Origin of the sequence: Pseudomonas nitroreducens NBRC 12694 (assembly GCF_002091755.1) — a bacterium.
GTDB lineage: Bacteria > Pseudomonadota > Gammaproteobacteria > Pseudomonadales > Pseudomonadaceae > Pseudomonas > Pseudomonas nitroreducens.
This window is the reverse complement of sequence record NZ_BDAI01000011.1, coordinates 26,742-39,012: the sequence shown is the minus strand read 5'-3', so window position 1 is coordinate 39,012 and position 12,271 is coordinate 26,742. Positions and strand designations below refer to the sequence as shown.

Here is a 12,271-nt window from a genome sequence, read left to right as displayed (position 1 = left end):
CTATACGCGCTTCCGAGAGTCGTTGGGCCGCGAAACGGGCCTATTGTACGGCTTTGGCCGGCCGATGCCAGCGACCCCGGATGTGCCCGACTGCGCTTTTGCCGGCTTTCCGGGGTTCGGTGTAGCATAGCCCAACACCGCTTTTCGGCTGCTCAATTGGAGCATGCATTCTCTTACGTGACAAAGGCTTATGGAGTCTTTTTATGAGTGAAGTCAAGCATTCGCGCCTGATCATCCTGGGCTCCGGCCCCGCGGGCTACACCGCGGCCGTGTATGCCGCGCGCGCCAACCTCAAGCCTCTTGTCATCACCGGCATCCAGCCCGGCGGCCAGCTCACCACCACCACCGAGGTCGACAACTGGCCCGGCGACGTCGAAGGCCTGACCGGTCCCGCCCTGATGCAGCGCATGGAGCAGCACGCCAAGCGTTTCGATACCGAGATCGTCTACGACCACATCCACACCGCCGAGTTGCAGCAGAAGCCCTTCACCCTCAAGGGCGACAGCGGCACCTACACCTGCGACGCATTGATCATCGCCACCGGCGCCTCGGCCCAGTACCTGGGCATGTCCTCGGAAGAGGCCTTCATGGGCAAGGGCGTTTCCGCCTGCGCCACCTGTGACGGCTTCTTCTACCGCAACCAGGTCGTCTGCGTGGTCGGTGGCGGCAACACCGCCGTGGAAGAAGCGCTGTACCTGTCCAACATCGCCAAGGAAGTCCACCTGATCCACCGCCGCGACAAGCTGCGCTCGGAGAAGATCCTTCAGGACAAGCTGTTCGAAAAAGCCAGGAACGGCAACGTGCGCCTGCACTGGAACACCACACTGGACGAAGTCCTGGGCGACGACATGGGCGTGATCGGCGTTCGCCTGAAAGACGCCGAAAGCGGCGAAACCCGCCAACTGGACCTGTCCGGCGTATTTATCGCCATCGGCCACAAGCCCAACACCGACCTGTTCAAGGGCCAGCTGGAGATGCATGACGGTTACCTGAAGATCAAGGGCGGCGCCGAAGGCAACGCGACCCTGACCAGCATCGACGGCGTGTTCGCCGCTGGCGACGTGGCCGACCACGTCTACCGCCAGGCGATCACTTCTGCCGGCGCCGGCTGCATGGCCGCGCTGGACGCTGAAAAGTTCCTCGACGACAACTGATCGGCGCCAGGGGAGGCTCGCCCTCCCCTCCTCCCTATGCTCAAGTGGCTTTCCCGCAGCAATTTCGACTTTCCGCCCCTCGACAAGGCCCTGCGCGAGCCCAACGGCCTGCTCGCGGCCGGCGGCGACCTCAACCCGCAGCGCCTGATCCAGGCCTACCGCCATGGCTGCTTCCCCTGGTTCCAGGACGGGCAACCCATCCTCTGGTGGTCGCCGGACCCACGCACCGTGCTATTCCCCGAAGAACTGCACGTTTCCCGCAGCCTCGCCAAGCTCATCCGCCAGCAGCAGTACCAGGTCACCATCGACCGGGCGTTCGAGCAGGTCATCCACGGCTGCGCCGGCCCGCGCGATTACGCGGACGGCACCTGGATCACCACACCGATGCAGGATGCCTATTGCCAGCTGCACCGCCTGGGCGTCGCCCATTCGGCCGAAGCCTGGCAAGGCAATGAACTGGTCGGGGGCCTCTACGGCCTGGCCATCGGCCGCCTGTTCTTCGGCGAGTCCATGTTCAGCCGCGCCGACAATGCCTCCAAGGTGGCCTTCGTGACCCTGGTGCAGCGCCTGAAGGCAGCCGGCTTCGTGCTGATCGATTGCCAGATGCCGACGCAGCACTTGCACAGTTTTGGCGCTCGCGCCATTTCCCGCGGCGAATTCGCCAGCTACCTGCACCGTCATCTCGACGAAACACCTTCGCAGGACTGGACTTCGCAAGCGGACCTGCTCAGCCTGTCTTAAACTTGCCTGAGGGACCTCGCAGGGGTTGAAGATGACCGAGCTCGCCCGCCTGAAGTTTTACGCTACACAACCGCATCCATGCAGCTATCTGCCCGAAGAACAGGCCACAACGCTGTTCCTCGACCCCAGCCAGCCCATGGATGCGCAGTTGTACGCCTCGCTGTCAGAGGTTGGCTTCCGGCGCAGCGGCGAACACCTCTACCGGCCGCACTGCCAGCACTGCACCGCCTGCATCCCCGCGCGCATCCCTGCAGCCGGATTCCAGCCGAGCCGCCAGCAGAAGCGCATCATCAAGCGTAACGCCGATCTGGAAGTCATCCGCAAGCGCCCGGCCTTCACCGAGGAGTACTATGCGCTGTACATGCGCTACATCGAGCAGCGCCACGCCGATGGAGACATGTACCCACCCAGCCGCGACCAGTTCGCCACCTTCCTGGTGCGCGACCTGCCGTTCAGCTGTTTCTTCGAGTTCCGCCTGCAGGGCCGCCTGCTCGCCGTCGCCGTGACCGACGTGCTGCCCAACGGTCTTTCAGCCGTCTACACCTTCTACGATCCGGACGAAGAACGCCGCAGCCTGGGACGCTTCGCCATCCTCTGGCAGGTCGGCGAGACCGAGCGACTGGGTCTGCACGCTGTCTATCTCGGGTACTGGATCAAGAACTGCCGCAAGATGAACTACAAGACCCAGTACCGCCCGATCGAACTTTTCGTAAATCAGCGCTGGGTCGCATTGAACTGACCCGAAAACACCCATTGGCGTTGTGGGGCGATTTCAGGCACACTATGTGCCTTTTTTAATGGCCTGAAACACTTCAGGCAATCTTAGATACCGAGGGTTCTACTGCATGTCGAAAGAAGACAGCTTCGAAATGGAAGGCACTGTCGTCGACACCCTGCCCAACACCATGTTCCGCGTGGAGTTGGAAAACGGGCACGTCGTTACCGCGCACATCTCCGGGAAGATGCGCAAGAATTACATCCGCATCCTGACCGGCGACAAAGTTCGCGTTGAACTGACGCCCTACGACCTCTCCAAGGGTCGTATCACCTACCGCGCTCGCTGATAGACGGTAGGTGCCGGTAGAAACCGGCACATAGAAAAACGCCCGGCATTGCCGGGCGTTTTTGTTTGGGCCTAACTTTTCAACGTCAGGCCGGCTCTGCAGCGATCACCTCGAACTCGAAGGCCAGCTCGCCATCCTTCAGGTCCACATGGGCCACGCCACCGTGCTCGGCCAGCTCGCCGAACAGGATCTCCTCGGCCAATGGCCGCTTGATCTTGTCCTGGATAAGCCGCGCCATCGGGCGAGCCCCCATCTGCGGGTCGTAGCCCTTGTCCGCCAGCCAGGCGCGCGCCGAGTCGCTGACTTCGATCTGCACGTGCTTGTCTTCGAGCTGCGCCTGAAGTTCGGTAAGGAACTTGTCGACGATGCTCTTGATGGTCTCGTGACTCAGACGGCCGAACTGGATGATGGTATCCAGGCGGTTGCGGAACTCCGGCGTGAAGCTCTTCTTGATCACTTCCATGGCGTCGCTGGCGTGATCCTGTTGCGTGAAGCCGATGGAGGCCCGCGCCGCGGTTTCCGCGCCTGCGTTGGTGGTCATGATCAGGATGACGTTGCGGAAATCCGCCTTGCGCCCGTTGTTGTCGGTCAGGGTGCCGTGGTCCATCACCTGCAGCAGCAGGTTGAAGACTTCCGGGTGCGCTTTCTCGATCTCATCCAGCAGCAGCACGCAGTGCGGCGTCTTGGTGATTGCCTCGGTCAGCAGGCCGCCCTGGTCGAAACCAACGTAGCCCGGAGGCGCGCCGATCAGGCGGGACACGGTATGCCGCTCCATGTACTCGGACATGTCGAAGCGCACCAGCTCCACCCCCAGCGCTTTAGCCAACTGACGAGCCACTTCGGTCTTGCCCACCCCGGTCGGACCGGAGAAGAGGAAGGAGCCGACCGGCTTGTCCGGTGACTTCAGGCCGGCGCGTGAAAGCTTGATTGCCGTGGACAGCGATTCGATCGCCGCCGTCTGGCCGAACACGGTCAGCTTCAGGTCGCGCTCCAGATTACGCAGCAGCTCTTTATCGGAACTGGACACGTGCTTGGGCGGAATCCGCGCGATCTTCGCGACGATATCCTCGACCTGCGGGACTTCGATGCGCTTCACGCGCTTCTCTTCCGGCTGCAGGCGCTGGTAGGCACCCGCCTCGTCGATCACGTCGATGGCCTTGTCCGGCATGTGCCGGTCGTTGATGTAGCGGGCGGCCAGCTCGGCGGCTGCGCGCAGCGCTTCATCGCTGTACTCGATGTGGTGGTGCTGCTCGAAGCGTGGCTTCAAGCCCTTCAGGATGCCGAAGGTATCCTCGACGGACGGCTCGGTGACGTCGACCTTCTGGAAGCGACGGGCCAGCGCGCGATCCTTCTCGAAGATGCCACGGAACTCCTGGAAGGTGGTGGAGCCGATGCAGCGGATCTCACCGGAGGACAGCAGCGGTTTCAGCAGGTTGGACGCATCCATGACCCCGCCCGATGCCGCACCGGCACCGATGATGGTGTGGATCTCGTCGATGAACAACACGGCGTGCGGACGCTTGCGCAGCTCGTTGAGCAGTGCCTTGAAGCGCTTCTCGAAGTCGCCGCGGTACTTGGTGCCCGCCAGTAGCGCGCCCAGGTCCAGGGAGTAGACGACGCTGTCGGACAGAAGGTCCGGCACCTGGCCGTCGACGATGCGCTTGGCCAGGCCTTCGGCGATGGCGGTCTTGCCGACGCCAGCCTCACCCACCAGCAGCGGGTTGTTCTTGCGGCGCCGAGCCAGGATCTGGGCGACGCGCTCGACTTCCGACTCGCGACCGACCAGTGGGTCGATACGCCCCTGGCGCGCCAGGTCGTTCAGGTTGCTGGCATAGGCATCCAGCGGGTGGCTGGAAGTGGAAGACTCGCCGCCTTCCTCGTCCTGCATCTCCTGCTCACTGTCCTGATGCTCGGCATGTCCCGGCACCTTGGAGATGCCGTGGGCGATGTAGTTGACCACGTCGATCCGCGCGACGCTCTGCTGCTTGAGCAGGAACACCGCCTGACTTTCCTGTTCGCTGAAGATCGCGACCAGCACGTTGGCGCCGGTGACTTCGCGCTTGCCGGAACTTTGCACGTGGAATACCGCACGCTGCAGGACGCGCTGGAAGCCCAGGGTCGGCTGGGTTTCGCGATCCTCGTCGTGCTGGGGAATCAGCGGCGTGGTGGAATCGATGAACTCCTGCAGGTCTCGCCGCAGCTTGTCCAGATTCGCACCGCACGCCTTCAGAACCGTCGCGGCGGCTTCGTTATCCAGAAGCGCCAACAGCAAGTGCTCAACGGTCATGAACTCATGCCGCTTCGCCCGCGCCTCCTTGAAGGCGAGATTGAGGGTGACTTCGAGCTCTCGATTCAACATGACTTCACCTCGCTCCCAAACATCCGCATCAACCTTCTATCTCAATTTCACACAACAGTGGATGTTGGCTCTCCCTCGCATATTGATTGACCTGCATGGCTTTGGTTTCCGCGACATCGCGGGTAAAGGTCCCGCAGTTCGCCTTGCCCTGGGTATGCACAGTCAACATGACCTTGGTTGCCTGCTCGCGGTTCATGTTGAAGTACAACTCGAGCACCTCAACCACGAAATCCATCGGGGTGTAATCATCGTTGAACATGATGACCCGATACATGGACGGCGCTTTCAGTGCAGGCTTGGCTTCTTCAACCGCCAACCCCGTTCCGTCGTCTTCCAATGGATCCGGGCGGTCCTGATTGAATGTTAGTCGAATCTGGCTACTTGCATGCATGCTGGAATAAAAGCTTTGCGAGTGGGTGAATGAGTGGGCCAGGCAGAGTATGAAACGTCTCTCAGGCCCAGACGACGCCGCCTTGACTAATGGATGGCTACAAGACACTCAAGGCCGGCCAACCCGTCAGTTTCGAGATCCTGCAAGGTCCGAAAGGGTTGCACGCGGTGAACATCCAACCCGTCAACGCCAATGCATCCACCTCATCCGCGCAGACTGCCCCGAGCAGCGAGGTAGAGAACCTCACGGCGGAAGCCTGATTCGTCAAGGATCAGACGAAATGAAAAAGGCCGGCAGCAAGCCGGCCTTTTTCATGGACGGAAACTCACCCGGCTACATCTTGGCGATGATCGCGTCGCCGAACTCGGAGCAGGACAGCAGCTTGGCGCCGTCCATCAGACGCTCGAAGTCGTAGGTGACGGTTTTCGCGGCAATAGCCCCGTTCACGCCGTCGATGATCAGGTCGGCCGCTTCCGGCCAGCCCATGTGGCGCAGCATCATCTCGGCGGAGAGGATCACCGAGCCCGGGTTGACCTTGTCCAGGCCGGCGTACTTGGGCGCAGTACCGTGCGTCGCTTCGAACATGGCCACTGAATCGGACAGGTTGGCTCCCGGCGCGATGCCGATACCACCCACTTCCGCCGCCAGGGCGTCGGACAGATAGTCGCCATTCAGGTTGAGGGTGGCGATCACATCGTACTCGGCCGGGCGCAGCAGGATCTGCTGCAGCATGGCGTCGGCGATCACGTCCTTCACCACGATATTCTTGCCGGTAGCAGGATTCTTGAACTGCATCCACGGGCCGCCGTCGAGCAGTTGGGCACCGAACTCGTCGCGGGCAATCTCGTAGCCCCAGTCCTTGAACGCACCCTCGGTGAATTTCATGATGTTGCCCTTGTGGACGATGGTGACCGAGTCACGGTCATTGTCCACGGCGTACTGCAGGGCCTTGCGCACCAGGCGCTTGGTGCCTTCCTGGGAAACCGGCTTGATGCCGATGCCACAGTTCTCGGTGAAGCGGATCTTCTTGACGCCCATTTCCTCGGTGAGGAACTTGATGACCTTCTGGGCTTCGGGGGAGCCGGCCTTCCATTCGACGCCAGCGTAGATGTCTTCGGAGTTCTCCCGGAAGATCACCATGTCCACATCGCCGGGCTTCTTCACCGGGCTGGGCACGCCTTCGAACCAACGCACCGGGCGCAGACAGACATAGAGGTCGAGCTGCTGGCGCAGGGCCACGTTCAGGGAGCGGATACCGCCGCCGACCGGCGTGGTCAGTGGGCCCTTGATGGACACGACATAATCGCGAACGGCGTCCAGGGTCTCCTGGGGCAGCCAGGTGTCCTGGTCATAGACCTGGGTGGCTTTCTCGCCAGCGTAGACTTCCATCCATGCGATCTTGCGGTCGCCTTTGTAGGCTTTCTCGACGGCTGCGTCGACGACCTTGATCATGACCGGGCTGATATCCACGCCAATACCATCCCCCTCGATGAAGGGGATGATCGGGTTCTTCGGTACATTCAAGGACATATCGGCGTTGACGGTGATTTTGTCACCGGCCGGCACCTGGATCTTTTGGTATCCCATGCTGAACTCCGCTTTTTGGTTGAAACCCTCTTGCAGCCACTGAGGGTAGCTCACAAGTCGGTAATCGAACCACATCATTCCTTAGTCTAAAAAAGGGACGCGCTTCACCCTGCCTTTAGGGTGGTATACTGGCCGGCATGACTTAATGGTCATCGAGGTCCGAGCAGTCTGGGACCAGACTCTCTCCTCGCAGCGGCGCATGTCCCCACCAGGATTCCGCCGTACAACGCTCTACTGGCGCCCCAATATCCCCGCGGCAAATCTCGAAGGTCGGTCAACCACTTCGTTGAACGCATGCGTGTACCAACGCGATTCGAGACTCTGTGCGCGCCCAGCAAAGAAGAGAGTTAGAACGAGATGTCCATCCGCTCGAAGATCACCTACACCTTCACCGACGAAGCACCCGCCCTTGCCACCTATTCGCTTCTTCCTATCGTAAAAGCCTTTGCCGCTTCCGCCGGCATCGACGTCGAGACCCGCGACATCTCTCTTTCGGGCCGTATCCTGGCCTCCTTCGCTGACAAGCTCGGCGACAAGGCGATCGAAGACGATCTGGCCTACCTGGCCCAACTGGCCACCGACGCCAAAGCCAACATCATCAAGCTGCCGAACATCTCCGCTTCGGTACCGCAGCTCAAGGGCGCCATCGCCGAGCTGCAGAAGCTGGGCTACGCCATTCCGGACTTCCCGGAAGACCCGCAGACCGACGAAGAGAAAGACACCCGCGCTCGCTACGCCAAGGTCCTGGGCAGCGCCGTGAACCCGGTCCTGCGCGAAGGCAACTCCGACCGCCGCGCCCCGGCCGCCGTGAAGGCCTACGCCCGCAAGCACCCGCACAGCATGGGCAAGTGGAGCATGGCTTCGCGCTCCCACGCCGACTACATGCGTGGCGGCGACTTCTTCTCCAGCGAGCAGTCGGTCACCATTCCGAAGGCCGGTGAGGTCCGCATCGAGTTCGTCGGCAAGGACGGCAAGGTCGAGACCAAGAAGACCTTGAAGATGCAGGAAGGCGAAGTCCTCGACAGCATGTTCATGAGCTGCAGCAAACTGCGCGCCTTCTTCGAGAAGACCCTGCAGGACTGCAAGGAAACCGGCGTCATGTGGTCCCTGCACGTCAAGGCCACCATGATGAAGATCTCCCACCCGATCGTCTTCGGCCACGCCGTCACCGTCTACTACAAGGACGTGTTCGAGAAGTACGGCCAGCTGTTCGAAGAGCTGGGCGTGAACCCGAACAACGGCATCTCCAGCGTCTACGACAAGATCAAGTCGCTGCCGGCCTCGCAGCAGGAAGAAATCCTCCACGACATCCACGAGGTGTACAGCCACCGCCCGGAAATGGCGATGGTCGACTCGGTCAAGGGCATCACCAACCTGCACATCCCCAGCGACGTGATCGTCGACGCCTCCATGCCGGCCATGATCCGCAACTCGGGTCAGATGTGGGGCAAGGACGGCAAGCAGAAAGACACCAAAGCGGTAATGCCGGAAAGCACCTACGCCCGCATCTACCAGGAAATGATCAACTTCTGCAAAACCAACGGCGCGTTCGACCCGACCACCATGGGCAGCGTGCCGAACGTCGGCCTGATGGCGCAGAAGGCCGAGGAATACGGCTCCCACGACAAGACCTTCGAACTCGAAGCTGACGGCGTGATGCGCGTCGTCGACACCGACGGCAAGGTGCTGATGCAGCATGCCGTGCAGGCCGGCGACATCTGGCGCGCCTGCCAGACCAAGGACGCCCCGATCCGCGACTGGGTCAAGCTGGCCGTTACCCGCGCCCGCGCCTCCAACACCCCGGCCATCTTCTGGCTGGACCCGGAGCGCGCCCACGACAACGAGCTGCGCAAGAAGGTCGAGCTGTACCTGAAGGACCACGATCTGACCGGCCTGGACATCAGCATCAAGGGCTACAACGAAGCCATCCGCACCAGCATGGAGCGTCAGCTGCGCGGCCAGGACACCATCTCGGTGACCGGCAACGTCCTGCGCGACTACCTGACCGACCTGTTCCCGATCATGGAACTGGGCACCTCGGCCAAGATGCTCTCCATCGTTCCGCTGATGGCGGGCGGCGGCATGTACGAAACCGGCGCCGGCGGCTCGGCGCCGAAACACGTACAGCAGCTGGTGGAAGAGAACTACCTGCGCTGGGATTCCCTGGGCGAGTTCCTGGCCCTGGCCGTCTCCTTCGAGGAAGAAGGCATCAAGACCGACAACGCCAAGGCCAAGGTACTGGGCAAGACCCTGGACATCGCCACCGGCAAGCTGCTCGACAACAACAAGTCGCCGTCGCGCAAGATCGGTGAGATCGACAACCGCGGCAGCCACTTCTACCTGGCCATGTACTGGGCCCAGGCCCTGGCCGAGCAGAACGACGACGCCGAGCTGAAGGCCCACTTCGCCGGCCTGGCCAAGACCCTGACCGAGAAGGAAGCGGCCATCGTCGCCGAACTGAACGGTGTTCAGGGCAAGCCGGCGGACATCGGCGGCTACTACCGTTCCAACCCGGAGCTGACCAGCCAGGTCATGCGTCCGAGCGCGACCTTCAACGCCGCGATCGACGCACTGGCGTAAGCCACTTCGCGTGACACCAGAACCCCCGGGCCTTCCCGGGGGTTCTGCTTTCTGCGCCCCGCCACGTTAAACTCGCGCCTTTTGAGTATCGAGAACAGACCCATGCGCTGGCTAGCACACGTCACCGTCGCCACTATCGTCGAAGACCAGGGCCGCTTCCTGCTGGTGGAAGAAATGTCCGCTGACAAAAAACAGGTCTTCAATCAGCCGGCCGGCCACCTGGAGGCCAACGAGAGTCTGCTCGAGGCCGCCGTGCGCGAAACCCTTGAGGAGACCGGCTGGGACGTGGAGTTGACCGCCGTCACCGGCATCTACCTGTACACCGCGCCGAGCAATGGCGTGACCTACCAGCGCGTCTGCTTCGCCGCCCGCCCCCTGCGGCATCACTCCGAGCGCGCGCTGGACGACGGCATCCTCGGCGCCCGCTGGCTGACCCGCGACGAACTCGCCGCCCAGCCCGAGCGCTGGCGCAGCTACCTGGTACTGCGCTGCATCGACGATTACCTGGCAGGCGAACGCTTCCCGCTGACCCTGATCCGCACCTGAGCCAAGCCCGAGCCTCTGCCGCTCGGCTCTGGTAGAATCCCCGCCTTTACCTGCACCTGTGATGCGCCACCATGCCTGATTCCCTGAAAGCCCCGCAGAACACCCGCGTCATCGTCGGCATGTCCGGCGGCGTGGACTCCTCCGTCTCCGCCCTGCTCCTCAAGGAACAGGGCTACCAGGTGGAAGGCCTGTTCATGAAGAACTGGGAAGAGGACGACGGCACCGAGTACTGCACCGCGATGACCGACCTGGCCGACGCCCAGGCCGTCTGCGACCGCATCGGCATCAAGCTGCACACCGCCAATTTCGCCGCGGAATACTGGGACAACGTCTTCGAGCATTTCCTCGAGGAATACAAGGCCGGCCGCACGCCGAACCCGGACATCCTCTGCAACCGCGAGATCAAGTTCAAAGCCTTCCTCGATTACGCCGTCGCCCTGGGCGCCGACCTGATCGCCACCGGCCACTATGTGCGCCGCCGCGACATCGACGACCGCAGCGAACTGCTCAAGGGACTGGACCCAAACAAGGACCAGAGCTACTTCCTCCACGCCGTGGGCGGCGAGCAGATCGGCAAGACCCTGTTCCCGGTTGGCGAGCTGGAAAAGCCCGAGGTCCGCGCCATCGCCGAGAAATACGGCCTGGCCACTGCAAAGAAGAAGGACTCCACCGGTATCTGCTTCATTGGCGAACGCCGCTTCAGCGACTTCCTCAAGCAGTACCTGCCGGCCCAGCCGGGCGACATCGAGACCACCGACGGCCAGGTCATCGGCAAGCACGTCGGCCTGATGTACCACACCATCGGCCAGCGCCAGGGCCTGGGCATCGGCGGCCTGAAGAATGCCGATGACAGCCCCTGGTACGTGCTGGAGAAGGACCTGACGCGCAACGTCCTGGTCGTCGGCCAGGGTAACGACCACCCCTGGCTGTTCTCCCGCGCCCTGCACGCCTCGCACATCTATTGGGTCAACCCCGTCGACCTGGACCAGCCCAAGACCCTGCGCGCCAAGGTGCGTTACCGCCAGGCCGACCAGGATTGCGTGCTGGAGCGCACCGAGAGCGGCTATCGCGCCGTCTTCGACGAGCCGCAGCGCGCCGTGACCCCGGGCCAGTCCGTCGTCTTCTATGACGGCGAGATCTGCCTCGGCGGCGGCGTCATCGAATCCGCAGAACCCGCGTTCGCTAAGGACCGTACATGAGCGATCTGCACGACCAGATCATCGCCCTCTCCGGCGTCTTCGAAGCCGCCGCCCTGGTAGACCGCCTCGCCCGCACCGGCCAGGTTCCCGAGGCGCCGCTGGGCTGCATGCTCGGCAGCCTGCTGGTGCGCGACCCGAAGACCACTCTCGACGTCTACGGCGGCGACACCGCCAACCTGCGCGAGGGCTTCCGCGCCCTGGTCAGCGCCCTGGAGCGCGACCCGAACAGCCTGCAGCGCGAGCCGCTGCGCTACGCGCTCTCGCTGATCGGCCTGGAGCGCCAGCTGAACAAGCGCGACGACATGCTCGACATCATGGGCACCCGCCTGGACCAGATCCAGCAGCAGGTGCAGCACTTCGGCCTGGTCCACGAGAACGTCATCGCCTCCTGCGCCGGCCTCTATCAGGACACCCTGAGTACCTTCCGTCAGCGTATCCAGGTGCACGGCGACATGCGCCACCTGCAGATCAATGCCAACGCCGCGCGCATCCGCGCCCTGCTGCTGGCCGGCATCCGTTCCGCGCGCCTGTGGCGACAGCTCGGCGGCAACCGCTGGCAGATGCTGTTTGCCCGAAAGAAAATGCTTAACGAGTTGCGCCCCCTGCTGCGCGGCTGAAGCATGCCCTTCCGGTCGCCGCAAGGGCGACCG

General features: G+C 62.6%; 11 protein-coding genes and 1 pseudogene. 9 read left to right on the top strand and 3 right to left on the bottom strand.

The annotated features are described in order from the left end of the window. Positions 1-203: 203 nt before the first annotated feature. The 4 genes from trxB to infA all read left to right on the top strand — a co-directional run bounded on the left by trxB (position 204) and on the right by infA (position 2,959). Positions 204-1,154: a thioredoxin-disulfide reductase gene (trxB, locus tag PNI01S_RS22440; RefSeq protein ID WP_084359203.1), complete on the top strand. Its 951-nt coding sequence runs from the start codon at positions 204-206 to the stop codon at positions 1,152-1,154. A gap of 36 nt (positions 1,155-1,190) precedes the next feature. Further along, positions 1,191-1,895, top strand: a complete 705-nt coding sequence (gene aat, locus PNI01S_RS22435) for a leucyl/phenylalanyl-tRNA--protein transferase (RefSeq protein WP_024765143.1) — start codon at positions 1,191-1,193, stop codon at positions 1,893-1,895. Positions 1,896-1,926: 31 nt separating this feature from the next. After that, positions 1,927-2,634: an arginyltransferase gene (locus PNI01S_RS22430; protein WP_024765142.1), complete on the top strand. Its 708-nt coding sequence runs from the start codon at positions 1,927-1,929 to the stop codon at positions 2,632-2,634. A 106-nt stretch (positions 2,635-2,740) separates the two neighbouring features. Continuing rightward, entirely contained in the window at positions 2,741-2,959 is a 219-nt protein-coding gene (gene infA / locus PNI01S_RS22425; RefSeq protein ID WP_002553999.1) for a translation initiation factor IF-1, read from the top strand. A gap of 85 nt (positions 2,960-3,044) precedes the next feature. Here infA and clpA read toward each other — a convergent pair whose 3' ends face one another. Continuing rightward, positions 3,045-5,318: an ATP-dependent Clp protease ATP-binding subunit ClpA gene (gene clpA / locus PNI01S_RS22420; protein ID WP_038803607.1), complete on the bottom strand. Its 2,274-nt coding sequence runs from the start codon at positions 5,316-5,318 to the stop codon at positions 3,045-3,047. A gap of 28 nt (positions 5,319-5,346) precedes the next feature. Beyond that, on the bottom strand, positions 5,347-5,709 hold the full coding sequence (clpS, locus tag PNI01S_RS22415; RefSeq protein WP_037012443.1) for an ATP-dependent Clp protease adapter ClpS: 363 nt from the start codon (positions 5,707-5,709) through the stop codon (positions 5,347-5,349). 89 nt (positions 5,710-5,798) lie between these two features. On the opposite strand from clpS, the pseudogene PNI01S_RS22410 reads away from it, so the two are divergent. Then, positions 5,799-5,969 (top strand): annotated as a pseudogene (locus PNI01S_RS22410) (cold shock domain-containing protein); the annotation flags it as partial. Positions 5,970-6,042: 73 nt separating this feature from the next. Here PNI01S_RS22410 and icd read toward each other — a convergent pair. After that, on the bottom strand, positions 6,043-7,296 hold the full coding sequence (gene icd / locus PNI01S_RS22405) for an NADP-dependent isocitrate dehydrogenase (protein WP_024765139.1): 1,254 nt from the start codon (positions 7,294-7,296) through the stop codon (positions 6,043-6,045). A gap of 357 nt (positions 7,297-7,653) precedes the next feature. On the opposite strand from icd, the gene PNI01S_RS22400 reads away from it, so the two are divergent. From PNI01S_RS22400 to hflD, 4 genes are all read left to right on the top strand, one after another. Next, positions 7,654-9,876 carry an NADP-dependent isocitrate dehydrogenase gene (locus tag PNI01S_RS22400; RefSeq protein ID WP_084359199.1) on the top strand — a complete coding sequence of 741 codons (2,223 nt, stop codon included), beginning with the start codon at positions 7,654-7,656 and terminating at the stop codon, positions 9,874-9,876. Positions 9,877-9,978: 102 nt separating this feature from the next. After that, positions 9,979-10,422, top strand: a complete 444-nt coding sequence (locus PNI01S_RS22395) for an NUDIX hydrolase (RefSeq protein ID WP_084359197.1) — start codon at positions 9,979-9,981, stop codon at positions 10,420-10,422. A 71-nt stretch (positions 10,423-10,493) separates the two neighbouring features. Continuing rightward, on the top strand, positions 10,494-11,621 hold the full coding sequence (gene mnmA, locus PNI01S_RS22390; protein ID WP_167632569.1) for a tRNA 2-thiouridine(34) synthase MnmA: 1,128 nt from the start codon (positions 10,494-10,496) through the stop codon (positions 11,619-11,621). Then, complete coding sequence (hflD, locus tag PNI01S_RS22385) at positions 11,618-12,238, top strand: high frequency lysogenization protein HflD (RefSeq protein ID WP_024765136.1); 621 nt, start codon at positions 11,618-11,620, stop codon at positions 12,236-12,238. The genes mnmA and hflD overlap by 4 nt, the downstream gene beginning before the upstream one ends. The last annotated feature ends 33 nt before the right edge of the window (positions 12,239-12,271 follow it).

Coding starts and splice junctions, on each gene's coding strand:
- mnmA (WP_167632569.1), top strand. CDS start 10,494: ATGCCTGATTCCCTGAAAGCCCCGCAGAACACCCGCGTCATCGTCGGC.
- aat (WP_024765143.1), top strand. CDS start 1,191: ATGCTCAAGTGGCTTTCCCGCAGCAATTTCGACTTTCCGCCCCTCGAC.
- hflD (WP_024765136.1), top strand. CDS start 11,618: ATGAGCGATCTGCACGACCAGATCATCGCCCTCTCCGGCGTCTTCGAA.
- clpA (WP_038803607.1), bottom strand. CDS start 5,318: ATGTTGAATCGAGAGCTCGAAGTCACCCTCAATCTCGCCTTCAAGGAG.
- trxB (WP_084359203.1), top strand. CDS start 204: ATGAGTGAAGTCAAGCATTCGCGCCTGATCATCCTGGGCTCCGGCCCC.
- icd (WP_024765139.1), bottom strand. CDS start 7,296: ATGGGATACCAAAAGATCCAGGTGCCGGCCGGTGACAAAATCACCGTC.
- PNI01S_RS22430 (WP_024765142.1), top strand. CDS start 1,927: ATGACCGAGCTCGCCCGCCTGAAGTTTTACGCTACACAACCGCATCCA.
- PNI01S_RS22395 (WP_084359197.1), top strand. CDS start 9,979: ATGCGCTGGCTAGCACACGTCACCGTCGCCACTATCGTCGAAGACCAG.
- clpS (WP_037012443.1), bottom strand. CDS start 5,709: ATGCATGCAAGTAGCCAGATTCGACTAACATTCAATCAGGACCGCCCG.
- PNI01S_RS22400 (WP_084359199.1), top strand. CDS start 7,654: ATGTCCATCCGCTCGAAGATCACCTACACCTTCACCGACGAAGCACCC.
- infA (WP_002553999.1), top strand. CDS start 2,741: ATGTCGAAAGAAGACAGCTTCGAAATGGAAGGCACTGTCGTCGACACC.